This is a genomic window from Kiritimatiellia bacterium, from assembly GCA_018001225.1.
Lineage (GTDB): Bacteria > Verrucomicrobiota > Kiritimatiellia > CAIQIC01 > JAGNIJ01 > JAGNIJ01.
Map to the genome: position 1 here is coordinate 50,093 of JAGNIJ010000016.1, position 17,324 is coordinate 67,416.

Consider the following 17,324-nt stretch of genomic DNA (forward strand, 5'->3'; position numbering starts at 1 on the left):
CTCCGAACAGAGCGGGGTCGGGTCCGAAACGGACTTGCCCCCGCATACGAATTGCATGCGCGAAGCACCCTGGCGCGCGCCGGCCTGTCACTCCTTCGCGCCCAGCCCCCTCAAGAGATCGCGGAAGGCCGGCTCGTTGCGGAGCAGGTCGAATTCGGGCTGCGCCAATCGATCCAGGGCCTGCCGGGGATCCATCAACCGGGTGGCCTTGGTCAGCGCCGCGATCGCGTCCTCGCGCTGTTCGAGATGGGCCTGGGCTTGGGCCAACTGGAGATAGAACGGCGCGACCTCAGGGGCTTTCTGAATGATCTGCAGCAGCAATCCGGCGGCGCGCTCCCATTGCTGCATCCGGAGGAGCAGAAGGGCATAGGTCTGGGTGGCCATCGCATCGTTCGGGCGGGAGAGGAGGTGCCGCTCCATGTATTCGGCGGCCTTAGTCAACTGGCCGCGCCGCAGGTAGAAGGTGGCCAGGTTCTGACAGGTGGTAGCGCGCCCGGGGTCGGTGCGATACGCGTTCAGGAAGGACTGTTCCGCCCTGTCCAGGTCTCCCAGCTTCATGCAGGCTACGCCCAGGCTGTTGGCCATGGCCGCGGTCATGGGCCCCTCCTGGGCCGCCTTCTCGTAGGCCTCCGCGGCGATCTCGAACTGATTGAGATACATGGCGGCGGCCGCGATACTCACTTGTACGCCGCGAATATCGGGGTACATCTGCACGACCCTCTGAAAGTTCGTCAACGCGGCCTCGTATCGCTCCTGCCGGGCAGCTTCCTCGGCCTTCACCAGGAGGTAGGCCGCCTGCTTGACGGACGAGAAGGTCATGGAAGCAGGGCTGGTTAGTTCGGGCGGGGACGGCTCAAGCTCGTCCACCAGCCCCGGGAGCGGCGGGTCCGCCCCCAGCCTCAAGGGCGAGGCGGACGGATCGAGGGTCCGCCGGTCCAGAAGATCGGAGCGCCCGGTCGCGTTCAGTCGCAGGGAATAGTACGCCGCGACCGCCACGACCGCCGCCCACAACGTGATCGTCGTAAAAGTCATGAACACGATTTGGCGGCGACGCCGGCGCCGTGCTTCGGTCCAGTCATCCCCGGAGGCAAGCGAGACAGAGGTCTCCGGATCTCCGGGCCCAGCGGGCGGCCGCTCACGGGCGCTGTACACGCTGTGCGAGAAGGAATCCATCGCTACTTCAATGCCTTCGGGCTCAAGCCGGGAAGGGCGCCCCGCGCCGCGCGGCCAGACCGGTCCGGGCCCGCGCGGATCGGCAGGCACAACGACACGCCGAACAGCCTGCCGCAAGCCCTCCCCTCCACCACGCCGCAGCCTTGAACAATAGCCGTGCGCATCCCTTCTGACGCTAGGGAAGCCGGTTGCCAGTGTCAAGCGCGCGCGGCCGAATTGCCCGGCGCGTCCCACGTATCCCCGAGTTTCCCCTTGATCATACTTGCCGGGGCGGACGCCCGGAGCCTATGATGAAACGAAAGGAGCGGCTTGTTCTCCGGGGAGCGGGTTGCCGGGAGACGATCATGAAAAGTTTCTTCCGATCGCTCATCGCGTCCGTCCTTTTCGCCGCGGCATCCGGCGCGCGCGCGCAGGACATCTGGATCAGCAACGGCCTGCCGCCCTCGGCCGAGGGCTACCTGGCGGTCCGGGTTTCGCTGGGCGGCAACTGCTACTCCGGCCTGGTGGGGACGGCCACGGGGCCGGCCAGCTTCCTTTTCGAGTTCGCCACGTTCTTTTCCGTGACCAACGACTGGGCGTTCACGGCGGACGCCCCCCCGGTGAACCTCGGCGGCAACCAGGTTCAATGCACCGGCACGCTGGCCGGCGCCCTCGGCCCGGTCCAGTACGACCTGCGGGCCTGGATCCCGGCCGGCGAGACCACGCTGTACCGGCGGTGGACGTTCACCCGCGCCGGCGGTATCGGTGACCTGCGCTGCTTTGCGTACGTGGACGAGGACGTGGGGTGGGTCCTGGACGACGTGTTCATCCCGGTGGGCACGTACGCCGGCGGAAACCTCGAACTGCACACCGTGGACCAGGCCACGCGGGTCGGCTTGAGCCAGGGCGTCCTGAAGACGGACGAGCGCAACGTCACGTGGGCCGGCTGGCACGCCGCCCGCTTCCCGGACCTGTACGATCACATCGGCAACGAGGGCGGCACGAATTTTCCGCCCGACGGCTTCATCGACACCAACACCCTGCCCCGCATCGCGGCCACCTCGCCGCCCGAGTACGGCCCGTCGGATGTCACCTCGGCGCTGGCCTACGATGTCAACCCCGCCGCCACGCAGGCGGTCTTCACCGCGGTGCTGGGCAGCATCCCGCATTTCGATTACTACACGCTCACGGTGCAGTCGCAGGACCCGTCGAGCGGCGCGGCGGTCACCGTGTCGCCCGCGGACAACGACGGGAGCGGTGACGGCAGCACGCCGTTCGCGCGCACGTATGTCGCGGGCAAGGCCGTCACGCTGACCGCGGCGGCGTCCACCGGCACGAACACGTTCAGCCGCTGGCTCCTCGACGGCGCGGACCAGGGCACGAACCGCGCGCTGGTCGTCACGGTGTCCACCAACCGCACCGCGACGGCGGTCTTCGGCGGCGGGGGCGCGGCGACCAACCTGCTGCCCGACCTGGCAGTCCGTTCCTTCCGGGCGGACAACACCCTCATTAACGCGGGCGAGCCGTTCTGGGTCGAGGCCAGCATCACCAACTACGGGCCCGGCGCCGCCGGCGCCTGCCACGCCCGGCTCTACATCACGCCCAGCAACGATTTCAGCTTGCAGGACGATTTCCTCGTGGGCCGGATACCCATACCGGCGCTCACCGCGAACACGGGCGCCTGGGTCCGGTGGACCTTCACGGCGCCGCATTTCCCCTTCCTGTCGAATGCTGTGTGGACAATCGTGCACGTGGATTCCGACAGCGAGGTGGTGGAGACGAACGAAAACAACACCTTCAAGACCGTTAGCCCCTTCTATTCCATCCTTGCCGCCACCGGCTCGGTGCGCGTGCTGTCCGTGTTCTCGTCTAATCCCGACGTGGACGTGGGCCTCGGCGTCCTGCCGCCGGACAAGAACGGCGACGCGGACGGCCCGACCACCGTGACCCGGGGCTACGCCACCAATACGACCGTGAGCCTCACCGCGCCCGCGTTCGCGGACGGCAACCCGTTCGACCGCTGGCTGCTCAACGGGGCCGACGCCGGGTACAACGTCCTGCTCACCGTCCCGCTCTCCAGCAACCAGACCGCGCGGGCGGTGTACGGGCTGGCCGCGACCCTCTCCGTGAGTTCCCAAACGCCGGACGGCGGCGTCGCCGTCGAGGTCGCGCCCGCGGACCGCAACGGGAACGCGGACGGCGTGACGCCCTTCGGCCGCTCGTACACCAGCAACCTGACGGCCGTGCTCACCGCGCCGGAAACCGCGGACGGGAAACCGTTCAGCCACTGGCTCCTCGACGGCACGAACCAGGGTGCCTCGCGCATCCTGAACGCCGCGCTGGCGACCGGCGCATCCCATTCCGCCACGGCGGTCTACAGCGTCACCGGCGCCCTGCCCGACCTGGTCTGGAGCGGCCACGCGTGGCGAACCAACGCGCTCCGCGAGGGCGACGCGTTCTGGGTCAACTGCATCATCACGAACGCCGGGCCCGGCGCCGCCGGCGCCAGCCACGCCACGTTCCATTTGAGCCCGGGCAACGACTGGGACCTGACCGACGATTTCTGCGCGGGCGAGCAACTCGTCGGCGCCATGGGCCCCGGCGGCGCGCAGTCGGTCCGGTGGGAGTTCACCATGCCCGACCTCGGCTCGGGCACGTACACGCAGTGGGTCCTGGTGGACGTGGACTGCCGCGGCGAGGTGGACGAGAGCAACGAGGCCTCTCCGTACAAGGGCGGGCAGACACTGCTGGTCAGCGACGGCGCGGCCACCGGCCGGACGCTGACCGTGCTCTCCCACTCCCCGGACGCGGGCATCGTGATCGGCGTCGCGCCGGCCGACCTCTCGGGCGAGAGCACCGGCACCACCGCCTTCACGCGCACGTACACCAACGGCGCGAGCGTCACCCTGACCGCGCCGTCCAACGCGGGGGCGCAGGCCTTTTACCGATGGCTGCTGGACGAGGCGACGGCGGACACGAACCGGAGCGTCGCCGTAATCCTGTCCACCAACCGGACCGCGCGCGCGGTGTACGGCCCGGCCGTGGGCCATGCGATCCTGTGGGGCTCGGCGACCAACGAGTTCGGGCGGGCCGTCCGCGCGGACGCCGAGGGCAGCGTATACACCCTCGGCTACGGCTACGGGCCGCTGGACGGCCAGACCAACGCGGGCGACAGCGACATCTTCATCCGCAAGTTCGGGCCGGACGGCTCGGGCGTCTGGACGCGGGTCTTCGGGTCCGCCGGCCACGACGAGCCGGAGGAACTGTGCCTGGACGGAGACGCCAACCTCTACGTCGTCGGCTACGCCGAGGGCGCGTTCCATGGTGAGTCGTACGCGGGCAGCCGGGACGCGTTCATCGCCAAGTTCGACAGCGCGGGCACACACCAGTGGACGCATTTCTTCGGCTCCTCGTTCAGCGATTACGGCAACGGCGTGCATGTCGGGAGCGACGGCTTCGTCTACATGGCGGGGACCACGTACGGCGCGTTCGAGGGGCAGACCAACACGGGCGGGGCCGATTTCTTCGCCGCGAAATTCTCGGCGGACGGGACACTGGCCTGGACACGGATCTGGGGCTCGACCAGCAACGACCATGCGCGCGGCGTCGGGCCCGGCCCGTCGGGCAGCGTGATGTTCGGCGGCTTCACGGCCGGTGCGCTGGGCGGGCAGACCAACATCGGCGGCAACGATTTCCTCGCGGCCCGACTCTCCACCGCGACGGGCACGAGCCTCTGGACGCGCATCTGGGGCTCGGCGCAGGACGACTACCCCGAGGACCTCGCGTCGGACACGCGCGGCAACACCTACCTGTTGGGATTCACCGCGGGCGCCTTTCACGGCCAGACGAATGCCGGCTACGCGGACTTTGCCATGACCAAGCTCAATGCAGGCGGGACGGCCGCCTGGACGCGGATCTGGGGCTCGCCCACGAACGACTACGGGCTGGGCGTCTGCCTCGACGGCGAGGGCAACGTCTACGCGGCCGGCTACACGACCGGCGCCCTGGACGGTCAGCCAAACAGCGGCTGGTACGACGCGGCCGTGTCCGCGTTCACGCCGTCGGGGACGCGGACGTGGACGCGGCTGTTCGGCGGGGTGAACGGCGATTACGCGATGGAGGCGGCCGCCGACGGCGCGCAGAACCTGTTCGTGGTCGGCACCACGTACAACGCGCTGTTCGGCCAGTCCCTGAACGGCGGCGCGGACCTGATGCTCGTCAAGCTCTCGACGCGCGGCGAGACGTTCACGCTGGACGTGCAGTCCGTGAACCCGGACGCCGGCGTGCCGGTGATCGTCACGCCGGACGAGCGCTCGGGCATCGTGACCGGGACCACGCCGTTCGCGCAGGCGTACCTCGAAAACACCCGCGTCACGCTCTCCGCGCCGGCGAACGTGGGCGCGGCGCGGTTCGATCGATGGGAGGTGGACGGCGTGCCGCAGGGCTCGAACCGCTCGGTCGCGGTGATGCTCTCCGCCGACCGCGGCGCCGTCGCGTACTTCGAGGGCTCGTCCGCCGGCGGCGACCTGGTCTTCGGGTCCGGCGACGACGAGTTTGCCGGCGGCCTTTGCACGGCCGGCGACGGCTCGGTCTACGTGACGGGGTACGGCGACGGCGAGTTCGGCGGGCAGACCAACGCAGGGCTTTTCGACGCCTGCCTGCGCAAGTACTCCGCGGCCGGCGTATTGCAGTGGACGCGGCTCTGGGGCGGCGCATCCTACGACTACGGGCAGGCCGTCGCGGCCGCGCCCGACAGCGGCGCGTACGTGGCCGGCTACACCTACGGCGCGTTCGACGGGCAGACGAACTCCGGGTCGCTGGATCTCTTCCTTTCCCGTTTCGACGCCGCGGGCGCGCGGCAGTGGACCCGGGTCTGGGGTTCCGCCGGGTGGGACTACGGCGCCGCCGTCGCGGTCGCGCCGGATAGCAATATCTACGTCGCCGGGTTCGCCTTCGGGGCGCTGGACGGCCAGACCAACCAGGGCGGCGCGGACTTCCTGCTCTCGAAATTCAACCCGTCCGGCACGCGGCTGTGGACGCGGCTCTGGGGCTCGGCGGACGACGACATGGGCCGCGGGCTTTGCGTGGATGGCGACGGCGACATATTCGTAACCGGCTCGTCCGCAGGCGATTTTGACGGCGTCGTGAACTCCGGCCGGTACGACATCGTGCTGACCAAGCTGAACGATGCCGGCACGCGGCTGTGGACGCAGAGCCGGGGCTCGTCCGCGTCGGAGGCCGCCTTCGGCGTGGCGGCCGATGCGTCGGGCAACCTCTACGTCGCCGGCTCGACGGACGGGTCGCTCGGCGGGGAACCGCACGCGGGCGGAACCGATTTGTGTCTCGTGAAATTCGACGCGGACGGAACCCCGCAATGGACGCGCGTCTGGGGCTCGACCGCGGCGGACCACGGCAGCGGCGTCGCCGTGGACGAGGCCGGGCGCGCCCTGGTCTGCGGGTACGCGGAAGGTTCGATTCGCGGCGCGGAATTCCTCGGCGTCCGCGACCTGTGTCTCACTCGCTTCGATTCGTTCGGCTATCCCGAGTGGACCCGGCTGTGGGGTTCGGAGGAGACCGACGAGGCCACCGGCGTCGCGCTCGCCGGTGGCGGGACCGTCTGGGTGGCCGGCACGACCGAGGGCTCGTTCGGCGGGCAGACCAACCAGGGCGGCGCGGACATCTGCCTGACCCGCTTCGACGGCGGGGCCTACACGGGCGCGCTCTCCACGGTCTGGGGCGAGACCCTCTACACGGGCGTCCAGACCGGCGCCGTGCGCGTGCTGCTCTTGAGCTACCTGCACGGCACCGAGGTGGACTGGGCCGAGCGCGGCACGCCCGGACCGTTCCAATTCGATGCGCTACCGAACGACACGTGGTACGAGCTCTTCGCGTTCCGGGACGTGAACAACAACGGCTTCTGGAACTACGGGGAACCCGTGGGCTACTACGAGCGCAATCCGTTCCGGCCCGCGGCGAACATGACCAACGTACTCGTGCGGCTGGAGGAGCCCGACAACGACCAGGACGGCCTGTCCGACACGTACGAGGAAACCGTCACCGGCACCGACCCAGACGATCCGGACACCGATGACGACGGCCTGTCCGACGGCTACGAGATCGGCACCGGCTCGAACCCGCTCAACCCGGCCTCGCACGCCGTGCACGACGGGCCCATCCGCGAGTGGACCGTGATCCGCCCCTCCACCAACACGGCCTGGGGGCTCCAGGCCAACGGCCTGGCCGTGGACGCGGATAACCGGCCCGTGCTGGCCGGCGACAGCCATGAATCCGTCGAGGGCGCGCCCGCGCTCGGGTCGCAGGACATTCTGCTCAATGCCTACGGAGCGAATCCAAGCAGCCTGTGGGTCCGGCTGCTCGGGGGCACGGGCCACGATTCCGGCCAGCGCCTGGCCAGCGCGGCCGGGGGCGGGTTCGCCGTCGCGGGCACGACGTACAGCGCGTTCGGCGGCCAGACCAACTCCGGCGCGGGCGACCTGTGCCTGGTGCTCGTCAACGCCACGGGGACCGTCCAGTGGGTGCGGATCTGGGGCTCGGCCGCGCTCGACGCCGGGGCGGACGTGGCGGCGGACGGCTCGGGAAACTTCTACGTCGCGGGCCTCACGGAGGGCGCGTGGGACGGGCAGACGAACGCCGGGGGCTCGGACCTGTGCCTGTCCAAGTACGACGCCGGCGGGACGCGGCAGTGGACCAGGATCTGGGGCTCCTCCGCCAACGAAACCGCGGGCGGCGTGGGCGTGGATGACTCCGGCCACGCGTACGTCGCCGGGTACACGTACGGTTCGTTCGACGGGCAGCTCAACAGCGGGATCGTCGCCGTGTGCGTCACCAAGTTCGACGGCGACGGGCAGAAACTGTGGACGCGCATCCGGGGGCCGGAGACGGCGGCCCAGGCGATGGACATCGCGGTGTCCGGCGACGGCATGGCGTACGCGGCGGGTTATGTCTACGGCGGGGCGGACGGCCAGCCGGCGGTCGGCAACGACGACCTGCTGGCGATGGCCTTCGACGCGGCGGGGAACTGGCGCTGGACGCGCGTCTGGGGCTCGCCCGCGCAGGAAACCGGGTACGGCGCGGCGCTGGACAACGCGGGGAACCTGTACGTCGTCGGGCGCACGCACGGCGATTTCGGAGGGCAGACCAACGCGAGCCATATGTTCGACGCCTGCGTCAGCAAGTTCGGGCCGGACGGCAGCCGGTGGTGGGACCGGATCTGGGGCAGCGCGTCGTGGGACCAGGCGTCCGACGTCGCGCCGGATGCGTTCGGGAACGTGTACGTCTGCGGGTTCACCGCGGGCGCGTTCGACGGCCAAACCAACGCCGGCGGGACCGCGACGTTCCTGACCAAGTTCGGCCCCGGCGCCGCGCAAGACAGCGACGGGGACGGCTTGCCGGACCGCGACGAGCAGACCACGGGCACGGACCCGGCCGATTTCGGCTCCAGCCTGCACATGATGGCCCAGGCAGCCCCCTACTCCACCAACGGCTGGCTCGTGCGCTGGGCGAGCGTATCCCAGCGGGTGTACCGCCTCGACCGCGCGACCAACCTGGTCAGCGGCGCCTGGACGATGGTCGCCACCAATCTCCCCGCCGTTCCCCCGGTCAACATCCACACGGACACGACCGCGGTCGGCGTCAATCCCCGGTTCTACCGGGTCCACGGCGCACAGGCGCCGTGAGGCAGAGGCGTCGCTGGCGACGCCCGCGGGCGCCGACAAGCGGCGCCCCTACATGACTGATACCAAATCCGGGTAAATGCGGGTAGATTTCGGGCTCGCAGGAGCTCGCCCCTCCATGATTCCTGCCACTGGAGGGCGGAGCTCTGCGACGCCGTTCGTACCGCCTCTCGCCCGTACCTGGTATGACGCATTACGCCGTGAGAGCGGTTGTCCTTGTGGGCCGGCCCGCGGAGTGGTAGGTATGGCGCCCGGACGGCTATGAAAACCTTCCTGAAGAAGCTCGGCGTCACAATGGCTGGGATTGCCGTGCCCCTGCTGATCCTGGAGATCGCCATGCGCCTGGCCGGCGCGGGCCAGGCCCCCTCGCTCGGAAAGAACTACGACCGCAGCCGGTTCCGCTACCGGCCGTCCGGCGCGCGGCAGAATCCCTGGGCCCAGGGCGCGACGAACGTGCTGCGGATCGCGGTGATCGGCGACTCGATCAGCAACGGCGCGGGCGTGCAGAAGGACGACACCTACGGCTTCCGGCTCGGTCGCTTCCTGAACATGAACGAGGGCCAGACGCCGGCCGAGGTGCGCGTCTACGCCAAGGGCGGCACGTCCACCTACATGCAGTTGGATTTTCTGGAGGAGGCGCTCAAGTACGATCCCGACGTCGTCATCCTGGGCATCTGCCTCAACGACACGGAGGACTGGACGCGGCCCAAGGACTTCATGCGCTGGCGGGACGAGCGCATGCCCCGGGTGCCCGGTCCGAAACTGGCCTTCCTGCTCAAGCACTCGCGCGCGCTGAACTGGATCTACAGGAAGGCCGAGGACCGGCGCTGCAACGCGGCGTTCCTGCGGAGCTTCGAAAAACTGTACGACCCGGAGTATTCCGGCTGGAAGCGGTTCACCCGCGCCCTCCACGAATTCCAGACGCGCTGCCGCTCCCGCGGGATCACGTTCGTGGCCGTGATCTTCCCCGAGTTGAGCCGGGTGGACGACTATCCGTTCGATTACGTGCACGAGCGCATCCGCGCCGCGCTGGCGGAGGAGCAGGCCTATACTCTTGATCTCCTGCCCGATTTCCGCGGCAAGAACCCGGACCGGCTCCAGGCCGTTCCGAACATCGACGGGCACCCGAACGAAATCGGGCACCGCATCGCGGCGGAGTCCATTTTCGAGTTCCTGCTGGCCAACCGGCTGATCGATCCGGGCTACCTCCCCGTGCACCGGACGGGCGACGGGAACGCCTTCTGGAAACGCGTGGCGGATCGCATGCAGAACCCGGCGGGCGAGGCGGAGCGGACGGACAACGTGGACCCCTCCGTCATGGTGGATCCCCAGGAAGAGTGAAATGGGAGGAAGAAACATGAAAAGCCGATGGATGCTCACGGGATTGGTCCTGGCGGCCCTGGCGCTGGCCGCACCGGCGCAGGAGGCCGCGCCCGCGGATCCGACGGCCGCGCTGGCGCAGCGTCTGGACCAGTTGAGCCAGAAGCTGTCCGAACAACTCCAGGCCCTGGACAGGGCCGTCAAGGAAATCCAGGAACGCCTGGGCGATTCCTTCGGGCGGCCGACGGCGTTCAATTCCGTCGAGCGCCGGCTCGAGGACATCGAGAAGCGGCTGGACCGGCTGGAGCGGGATCTCGACGACCTGGGCGACCAGTTGCGCAGACTCGATCGCGGCCGGTAATCCGAACGGGTTTGAACCACAGAGGTCGCAGAGGGCTCGGAGGACAACCGATGGGTTCTCGACGACTTCCCGCCTCTGTGTTCCTCTGCGCCCTCTGTGGTAATTAAATCGGGACCGGTGCTAAGGCGCGGGCGTGCCCGCTCGCGCGAGGCCGATGGTGACGCGGCTGCCGCGGACCTGCTCCTCGATGTGGCGCCGCATCTGCTCGGCGACCTCGTGGATATCCCCCATCTTGCGGTCCGGGTGGAACTCCAGAAGGATATCGATGTACACGTCCGTCCCGGACCGGCGCGACCGGATGCCGTGCAACGCCTCGTAGTCGTCGAAGTAGCGCGCCAGCTCCCGCAGGATGACCAGCTGGTCGGACTCCTCGAGCGTGCGGTCCAGCAGGTCGGACACGGACGAGGAGAAGATCCCGAGCGCGGCCATCAGGATGGAGGCCGCGATCACGAGCGAGGACAGCGGGTCGATGTACTGGGCCCAGTGGAAGCGGCTCAAGGCCACGCTCAAGACCAGCGAGGACAGGATGAAGACGTTGGCCACGGCGCGGGTCAACAGCAGGCGGGCCTGGGAGGCCATCAAGGGGGACGCCTCCGCCTTCGCCATGCGCCAGCCGCGCAGGCCCAGCCGGCCGTTGATCACGGCATAGAGCAGCTGCGCCCCCATGCTGATCCATACGCCGAGCCCGCGGATGTGCGCCGGGTGCAGCATGTTCCGCACGGCGTTGCCGGTGATGATCAGCAGGCAGACGGTCATCAGCACGCCGACGAGCAGGCTGCCGAGGTTCTCCAGCTTGCCGAGCCCGTACTCGTAGGTCGCGCCGCCGCCCCGGTTGATCCGGCGGATGGCCAGCCAGGAGAGCAGCACGGCCAGGAACTCGAGGAAGGTCTTGAAGAAGTCGGCCAGCAGCACGGCCGAGTTGGCCGCGACCATGGCGCCGAGGGTGATGACGGTGTCGATCCCGCCGGTGATCATGCCGGTGCGGATGGCGGCCTCGCGCGCGGCGCCGCCGGAAGGCAGATGGGCTGTGCTCATAGATGTCCTGCTGTCGATCTGGCACCCCGGCCGAGAGTTGAACTCGGGACCTCCGGATTAGGAATCCAGCGCTCTGTCCATCTGAGCTACCGGGGCCACGGTCCGATCAGGGCGGATAATGAAACGCCGGGCCCCGTTTTGGCAACATCATAACGGGCCGGGCCGGCCCGGTCAGCGGTCCCCGGGATCCAGGGCCAGGCGGACGGCGCGCACCGTCTCGCCGCCGCAGGCCGCCCTCACGCGTTCGAGTACCTGCCGCTCCATGCGCTTGAGCTCCATGAGCCACGTCGGGTGGCTGACGAAGATGGTCAGGGTCTTGTTGTCCAGGTGCCCCGGCCGGGACCGCTTCGCCACATCGGGCCCGACGATGGAGGGCCAGTCGCGGCGCAGGCTCTCCATCCAGAACGGCGCGGCGAGGCCCATTTTCTTGACCACGCCGGGCAGGACGTCCGAGAGGGAGGCCACGGCGAAATCCGGCGGCGGCGCGCGGCCCTCCAGGCGCAGGCGTTCGCGCTGCACCTCCCACGATCCCCGGTTGAAGCTCTTCCGTCGCCGAGCCATGGCGCGGCCATTGTCCCGCACGGGGCGCGCGGCGGCAAGCGGGGAAACCGCCCGGTCTTCTCCGGCGGCGGAGCGCCGGAGCTACAGGCGGCCGGAACGTCGTCGCCAGTCCCGTAGTTCCGCCGCTCTGCCGGCGGAAGAGTTCGCAGGCGGCGGCGAGCCGGAGTCCCGGGGTCGCAGATGCGGGCTTGTAGTTTCCCGTTTCTTTTCTACAATGCAGCCACTCTTGTGAGGGACCCGACATGAAACCCATACTGCACGAAACCGCCATTCTCTCCGTGGTCCACGGCACGCACGGCTCCCCCTACGACGTGCTCGGCATGCACGCCACCGGCGCCGAGATGCCCGGCACGGTCGCGCGCTCCTACCAGCCGTACGCCCAGCGCGTGGAACTGCTGGAAAAGGAGGGCGGCGCCGCCCACGAGATGGCGCGCATCCATAACGACGGGCTTTTCGAGGTGTTCTTCCCGGACCGCGCCCCGTTCGCCTACCGGCTGCGCATGACGGGCTACGACGGGCACCAGTGGGAGCTCGAGGACCCCTACCGCTTCCCGCTCCAGATCACCGACTTCGACCTGTACCTCTTCGGCGAGGGCACGCACTTCCGGACCTACGAGAAGATGGGCGCGCACCCGATGACGATCGACGGCGTCGAGGGCGTCCACTTCGCGGTCTGGGCGCCCAACGCGGTCCGCGTCAGCGTGATCGGCTGGTTCAACCGCTGGGACGGCCGCCACCACCCGATGCAGCACCGCGGGAGCTCCGGCCTCTGGGAGATCTTCCTGCCCGCGCTGCAGCCGGGCGACCTCTACAAGTTCGAGATCAAGGGGCACCATGGCTTTCTCGCGCAGAAGGCCGACCCGTACGCGTTCTTCTCCGAGCTGCGCCCGCGTTCCGCGTCGGTCGTCTGGAACCTCCACCGGCACGAGTGGAAAGACGCCGAGTGGCTGGAGCGCCGCCGGCGCGCGAACTGGCACGAGTCGCCGATCAGCGTCTACGAACTGCACCCGGGCTCCTGGAAGCGCGTGCCGGAGGAGGGCCACCGGATGCTGACCTACCGCGAGATGGCCGACCAGCTCATCCCGTACGTCAAGGGCCTCGGCTACACGCACATCGAGATGCTGCCGATCTCCGAGCACCCGTTCGACGGCTCGTGGGGCTACCAGACCATCGGCTACTACGCCCCGACCTCGCGGTTCGGCAACCCGGACGACTTCATGTACTTCGTGGACCGCTGCCACCAGGAGGGGATCGGCGTGCTCCTCGACTGGGTGCCCGCGCACTTCCCCAAGGACGGGCACGGCCTGGCCTTCTTCGACGGCTCGCACCTCTACGAGCACGCCGACCCGCGCAAGGGCGAGCACCGCGACTGGGGCACGCTGATCTTCAACTACGGCCGCAACGAGGTCCGCACCTTCCTGCTCGCCAACGCCCTGTACTGGGCCGACGTCTACCATATCGACGGGCTGCGCGTGGACGCCGTCGCGAGCATGCTCTACCTCGACTACTCCCGCAAGGAGGGCGAGTGGATCCCGAACCAGTTCGGCGGCCGCGAGAACCTCGAGGCCGTGGACTTCCTCAAGAAGTTCAACGAGGTCATCCACGCGGAGTTCCCCGGCTTCCTGACCTTCGCCGAGGAATCCACCGCGTGGCCCATGGTCTCCCGCCCGACCTACCTCGGCGGCCTGGGTTTCGACTTCAAGTGGAACATGGGCTGGATGCACGACATGCTCGAGTACATCACCAAGGAGCCCGTCCACCGCAAGTACCACCACAACGACATCACCTTCTCGCTGCTCTACGCCTTCACCGAGAACTTTATTCTCCCCTTCTCCCACGACGAGGTCGTGCACGGGAAGCGGGCGATGCTCGACAAGATGCCCGGCGACCTGTGGCAGAAGTTCGCCAACCTGCGCCTGCTCTACGCCTACATGCATGCGCACCCCGGCAAGAAGCTGCTCTTCATGGGCGGCGAGTTCGGCCAGTGGCGCGAGTGGAACCACGCGGACAGCCTCGACTGGCACCTCTGCGAGTACGATTCGCACCGCAAGCTCCAGACCTTCGTCGGCACGCTGAACAAGCTCTATCGCGACTTCGGCGCGCTGCACCAGGTGGACTTCTCGTGGGAGGGCTTCGAGTGGATCGACTTCCACGACTGGGAGCAGAGCATCGTTTCGTTCTTCCGGCGCGGCAAGGATCCGCGCGACATCCTGGTCTGCATCTTCAACTTCACCCCCGTGCCGCGCCAGGGGTACCGGGTGGGCGTTCCCCTGCCCGGCGTGTACGAGGAAGTGCTCAACACCGACGCGGACTGCTTCGGCGGCAGCCACGTCGTCAACGTGCACACCCTCAACACGGACGAGATCCCGTGGATGGGCCGGCCGTGGTCCGTCCCGCTGACCCTCCCGCCCCTGGGCGCGGTCTGGTTGCGGCTGATTTCGTAGGGCGTTCGGCGGGAGTGGTGGGGGAAGGATTCGAACCTTCGAAGGCGTAGAGCCGGCAGATTTACAGTCTGCTCCGTTTGGCCACTTCGGTACCCCACCGGTGGAAACCTGACGGATAGAAGCCGAAGAGCCGCCGGAATTCAAGACCAATTCTGTCGTCCGCCCGGTCCGGGCGCAGGCAAGCCCCGCAAGAACCAGAAACTTCAATGCCGGCTTGACGAGGAAGCAGGCCCCGACGCTCGCGGCGAGGGATCATCGGGGCCGCGTGTTCCGAGGCGGGCCATCGCCCGCAACCCAAGCATGGTCGCAAACTCCTACATCATGGCAGGGTGATGGCGAGGCGGAAGCCGGTGTCGTAGGCTTGCTGGTAGGGATACAGGGTGCTCCGGTTCGCGGAACGGCATTCGGCGGCGGGCTCGATCCAAGCCCCGCCCCGCCTCACGCGGTGCGACCCCGAAACCGCGCCCGGCGGATTGGTCGCCGAGCCGGAATACGCCGCATGCCAGTCCAGGCACAACTCCAACACGTTCCCGTGCATATCGTACAAACCCCAGGCGTTGGGCTGGTACGATCCCGCGATCGCCGTGCCCACGCTGGCGTCCCCGTCCTGGCTGGACCCCCACTCCGACCCCCCGTTGTACCAGTACCGCCCCACCGCCGCCACGTTCGTGCACGATTGCTGACTCGTCAGATTCAGACCGCTATTCAGCGCTGACGAGGTTCCCGCCCGGCACGCGTATTCCCACTGCGCCTCGGTGGGAAGGTCCAGCGTCGCCAGGCCCGTCTTCGCCCGCAGCTTCCCGACGAAGGAGTTCGCGTTCACGGCGCTGTTGTTCGGCCAATCCACGGCCCCATCATCGCTGTTGTTCGGGTTCTCCCGGATCTCGTAGTAACTCACCCTCTCCACGGGACGCTCGTAGCGGTCCGTGATGAACCAGCCCGGCCAATTCCTCATCACGTAGTACCACTGCATCTGCGTGACCTCGAAGACCCCGATGTAGAAGTCTTTCGTCAGCGTCACCGGGTGCTGGTCTTCGTCGAAGCCCCGCCCCAGTTCAGACTCGGGGCTGCCCATCGTGAAGGCGCCCTGCGTAATCCTCCGCAGGACCAGCTTGGTGGTCTTGTGTTCGTACGTCCACCCGCCCGGCGGCGCGGCGGAGAGATAGGTCACCGGGTAGCTCGGCGCGTTGGTCTCACCCGAAATATCGATCACCATGTATTCCGACCAATTGGTCACCGCCACCACCCGGTAGGCCATCGGCACCAGGGCCGTCACCATGCCGGAGCCGGCCGCCGGGATACGGTCCAGGGCCGCGGCGGCCGTCGCGAAGTTGGTCCAGGCCCCGTTCAGCCCGGCGGCCCATTCCACCCGGTACCCCACGGCGTTGGACATTTCGTTGAAGGTGACCTTTCCGCTCGAATCGAACGACTCGATCACCGCCTCCTGCGCGCCGGCGGGCCATGCCGCCGCCAGCCAAATCAGAATTCCAAGTTTCCTCATGAATGGCCTCCTCAATGGTCACATCCATACACGTTCGCGCGAACGCCGTAAATCAAATGGAGAACGGGATTCTGTCATAATTCGAATGGCTGTGTCACACCCGCCGCGCATTGACAGGCCGGCCCGAACCGTGGACCATCCGGCGGACATGAGGTCCCTGCCATGAACAAGCCGGTTTGGCTGGCCCGCTGGCTGGGCGCCTGCGGCCTGCTGGAAATCGCGACGGGCCTGACGCTGCTGGCCGCCCCCGCGGCGGTGGCGTACGGCCTGCTCCGGCTTTCCCCCGACGGCCATGCCGCCGGCCGCCTCGCGGGAGCCACCCTGCTGGCCCTGGGGCTCGCCGGCTGGCGCGCGCGGCGGCACCCCCTGGAACGGGTGAGCCGAGTCATCGCCCGGATCCTGCTGGCCTATAACCTCGCGGCATGCGCCGCGCTGGCGTGGGCCGCCCCCGCGCTGAACGACGGGGGCATCCCGGCCCGGGCCGCGGCCGTGCTGCACGGCGGGCTGGGACTCGCGCTGGCGGTCTCCCTGTTCGGCCGGCGCAGACTGGACGCTGAAACACCGACCCTGGAGAACTGAACATGTACACCATCCACGAGCGGCCGGAGCCCGTCTACGGCCTGAAGTACCGGCCCAGCCTCGAGCCCGGGCGCGACGACCACACGGATTTCTACGCCGAGTTCCACCGCCACGTTCCGCGCGAGTTCTCGCCCGCCAACCAGGCCGTGCTCCGGGAGGCGCTGTTGAGCGTGCCGCGCCCGCGCTGCATCGTGGAAATCGGGGTCCAGCGCAACCCGCTGCCGGAATCCTCGACGGGAATCCTGCTCCGGCACAAGCCCGCGGACTGCGCGTTCATCGGCATCGACATCGAGGACAAGAGCCACCTGGCCGATGCCGGCGCGCGCGTGTACACGCTCCAGATGGATTCGGCAGACCGGGCCCGGGCCTACGCCCTGCTGGACCGGCTGGGCCTGGACAGCATCGACTTCCTCTTCATCGACGGCTGGCACTCCGTGAACCAGTGCCTGGCCGACTGGCGCTACGTGGAACGGCTTTCGCCGGACGGCGTGGTGGTCATGCACGACACCAACGTCCACCCCGGCCCGGTGGCCGTCTTCGAGGCCATCGACGAGAAGCTGTTCGAAAAAGCCAAGCACTGCACCGAGGGCCCGGACTGGGGCATCGCGGTCATCCGCCGGCGCGCCGGGTGTCGAACCCCGGCGAGCTTGTCTCGCCGGTGAACAAGGTGCAGGAAC

Annotated in this window: 10 protein-coding genes and 2 tRNA genes; 6 read left to right on the forward strand and 6 right to left on the reverse strand. The window is 68.5% G+C overall.

Translation table 11 applies throughout. The features are described 5' to 3' along the window. Window positions 1–87 precede the first annotated feature (87 nt). The gene (locus KA248_07195) at window positions 88–1,038 is read right to left on the reverse strand and encodes a tetratricopeptide repeat protein (protein MBP7829688.1); all 951 of its coding nucleotides are present in this window, start codon (window positions 1,036–1,038) and stop codon (window positions 88–90) included. Window positions 1,039–1,517: 479 nt separating this feature from the next. Between KA248_07195 and KA248_07200 the strand changes: the two genes are divergently transcribed. The 3 genes from KA248_07200 to KA248_07210 all read left to right on the forward strand — a co-directional run bounded on the left by KA248_07200 (window position 1,518) and on the right by KA248_07210 (window position 10,527). Further along, on the forward strand, window positions 1,518–8,849 hold the full coding sequence (locus tag KA248_07200; GenBank protein ID MBP7829689.1) for an SBBP repeat-containing protein: 7,332 nt from the start codon (window positions 1,518–1,520) through the stop codon (window positions 8,847–8,849). Window positions 8,850–9,107: 258 nt separating this feature from the next. Beyond that, window positions 9,108–10,187 carry an SGNH/GDSL hydrolase family protein gene (locus KA248_07205; GenBank protein ID MBP7829690.1) on the forward strand — a complete coding sequence of 360 codons (1,080 nt, stop codon included), beginning with the start codon at window positions 9,108–9,110 and terminating at the stop codon, window positions 10,185–10,187. A gap of 16 nt (window positions 10,188–10,203) precedes the next feature. Next, window positions 10,204–10,527, forward strand: coding sequence for a hypothetical protein (locus KA248_07210; protein MBP7829691.1), 324 nt, complete (start codon window positions 10,204–10,206; stop codon window positions 10,525–10,527). Window positions 10,528–10,647: 120 nt separating this feature from the next. Here the strand turns inward: KA248_07210 and KA248_07215 are convergent, their stop codons facing one another. The 3 genes from KA248_07215 to KA248_07225 form a co-directional block, all read right to left on the reverse strand. Further along, window positions 10,648–11,562: a cation diffusion facilitator family transporter gene (locus KA248_07215; GenBank protein ID MBP7829692.1), complete on the reverse strand. Its 915-nt coding sequence runs from the start codon at window positions 11,560–11,562 to the stop codon at window positions 10,648–10,650. 19 nt (window positions 11,563–11,581) lie between these two features. Next, window positions 11,582–11,658, reverse strand: a tRNA-Arg gene (locus KA248_07220). A 75-nt stretch (window positions 11,659–11,733) separates the two neighbouring features. Further along, a complete protein-coding gene (locus KA248_07225; GenBank protein MBP7829693.1) occupies window positions 11,734–12,123 on the reverse strand; it encodes a DUF721 domain-containing protein in 390 nt (129 codons plus the stop codon). A gap of 242 nt (window positions 12,124–12,365) precedes the next feature. On the opposite strand from KA248_07225, the gene glgB reads away from it, so the two are divergent. After that, window positions 12,366–14,567, forward strand: a complete 2,202-nt coding sequence (gene glgB, locus KA248_07230; protein MBP7829694.1) for a 1,4-alpha-glucan branching protein GlgB — start codon at window positions 12,366–12,368, stop codon at window positions 14,565–14,567. A 15-nt stretch (window positions 14,568–14,582) separates the two neighbouring features. Here the strand turns inward: glgB and KA248_07235 are convergent. Then, a tRNA-Tyr gene (locus tag KA248_07235) sits at window positions 14,583–14,666 on the reverse strand. Window positions 14,667–14,886: 220 nt separating this feature from the next. Further along, window positions 14,887–16,068 (reverse strand): formylglycine-generating enzyme family protein, encoded by a 1,182-nt coding sequence (locus KA248_07240; GenBank protein MBP7829695.1) that lies wholly within the window; start codon window positions 16,066–16,068, stop codon window positions 14,887–14,889. 162 nt (window positions 16,069–16,230) lie between these two features. Between KA248_07240 and KA248_07245 the strand changes: the two genes are divergently transcribed. Together KA248_07245 and KA248_07250 are read left to right on the forward strand one after the other, a co-directional pair. Then, the gene (locus KA248_07245; protein MBP7829696.1) at window positions 16,231–16,647 is read left to right on the forward strand and encodes a hypothetical protein; all 417 of its coding nucleotides are present in this window, start codon (window positions 16,231–16,233) and stop codon (window positions 16,645–16,647) included. Between the two features lie 2 nt (window positions 16,648–16,649). Next, the gene (locus KA248_07250) at window positions 16,650–17,309 is read left to right on the forward strand and encodes a class I SAM-dependent methyltransferase (GenBank protein ID MBP7829697.1); all 660 of its coding nucleotides are present in this window, start codon (window positions 16,650–16,652) and stop codon (window positions 17,307–17,309) included. Window positions 17,310–17,324: the final 15 nt, after the last annotated feature.

Bases quoted from the DNA above. Each gene is read 5' to 3' on its own strand.
- glgB (MBP7829694.1), top strand. From the start codon at position 12,366: ATGAAACCCATACTGCACGAAACCGCCATTCTCTCCGTGGTCCACGGC.
- KA248_07225 (MBP7829693.1), bottom strand. From the start codon at position 12,123: ATGGCTCGGCGACGGAAGAGCTTCAACCGGGGATCGTGGGAGGTGCAG.
- KA248_07245 (MBP7829696.1), top strand. From the start codon at position 16,231: ATGAACAAGCCGGTTTGGCTGGCCCGCTGGCTGGGCGCCTGCGGCCTG.
- KA248_07250 (MBP7829697.1), top strand. From the start codon at position 16,650: ATGTACACCATCCACGAGCGGCCGGAGCCCGTCTACGGCCTGAAGTAC.
- KA248_07205 (MBP7829690.1), top strand. From the start codon at position 9,108: ATGAAAACCTTCCTGAAGAAGCTCGGCGTCACAATGGCTGGGATTGCC.
- KA248_07200 (MBP7829689.1), top strand. From the start codon at position 1,518: ATGAAAAGTTTCTTCCGATCGCTCATCGCGTCCGTCCTTTTCGCCGCG.
- KA248_07210 (MBP7829691.1), top strand. From the start codon at position 10,204: ATGAAAAGCCGATGGATGCTCACGGGATTGGTCCTGGCGGCCCTGGCG.
- KA248_07215 (MBP7829692.1), bottom strand. From the start codon at position 11,562: ATGAGCACAGCCCATCTGCCTTCCGGCGGCGCCGCGCGCGAGGCCGCC.
- KA248_07240 (MBP7829695.1), bottom strand. From the start codon at position 16,068: ATGAGGAAACTTGGAATTCTGATTTGGCTGGCGGCGGCATGGCCCGCC.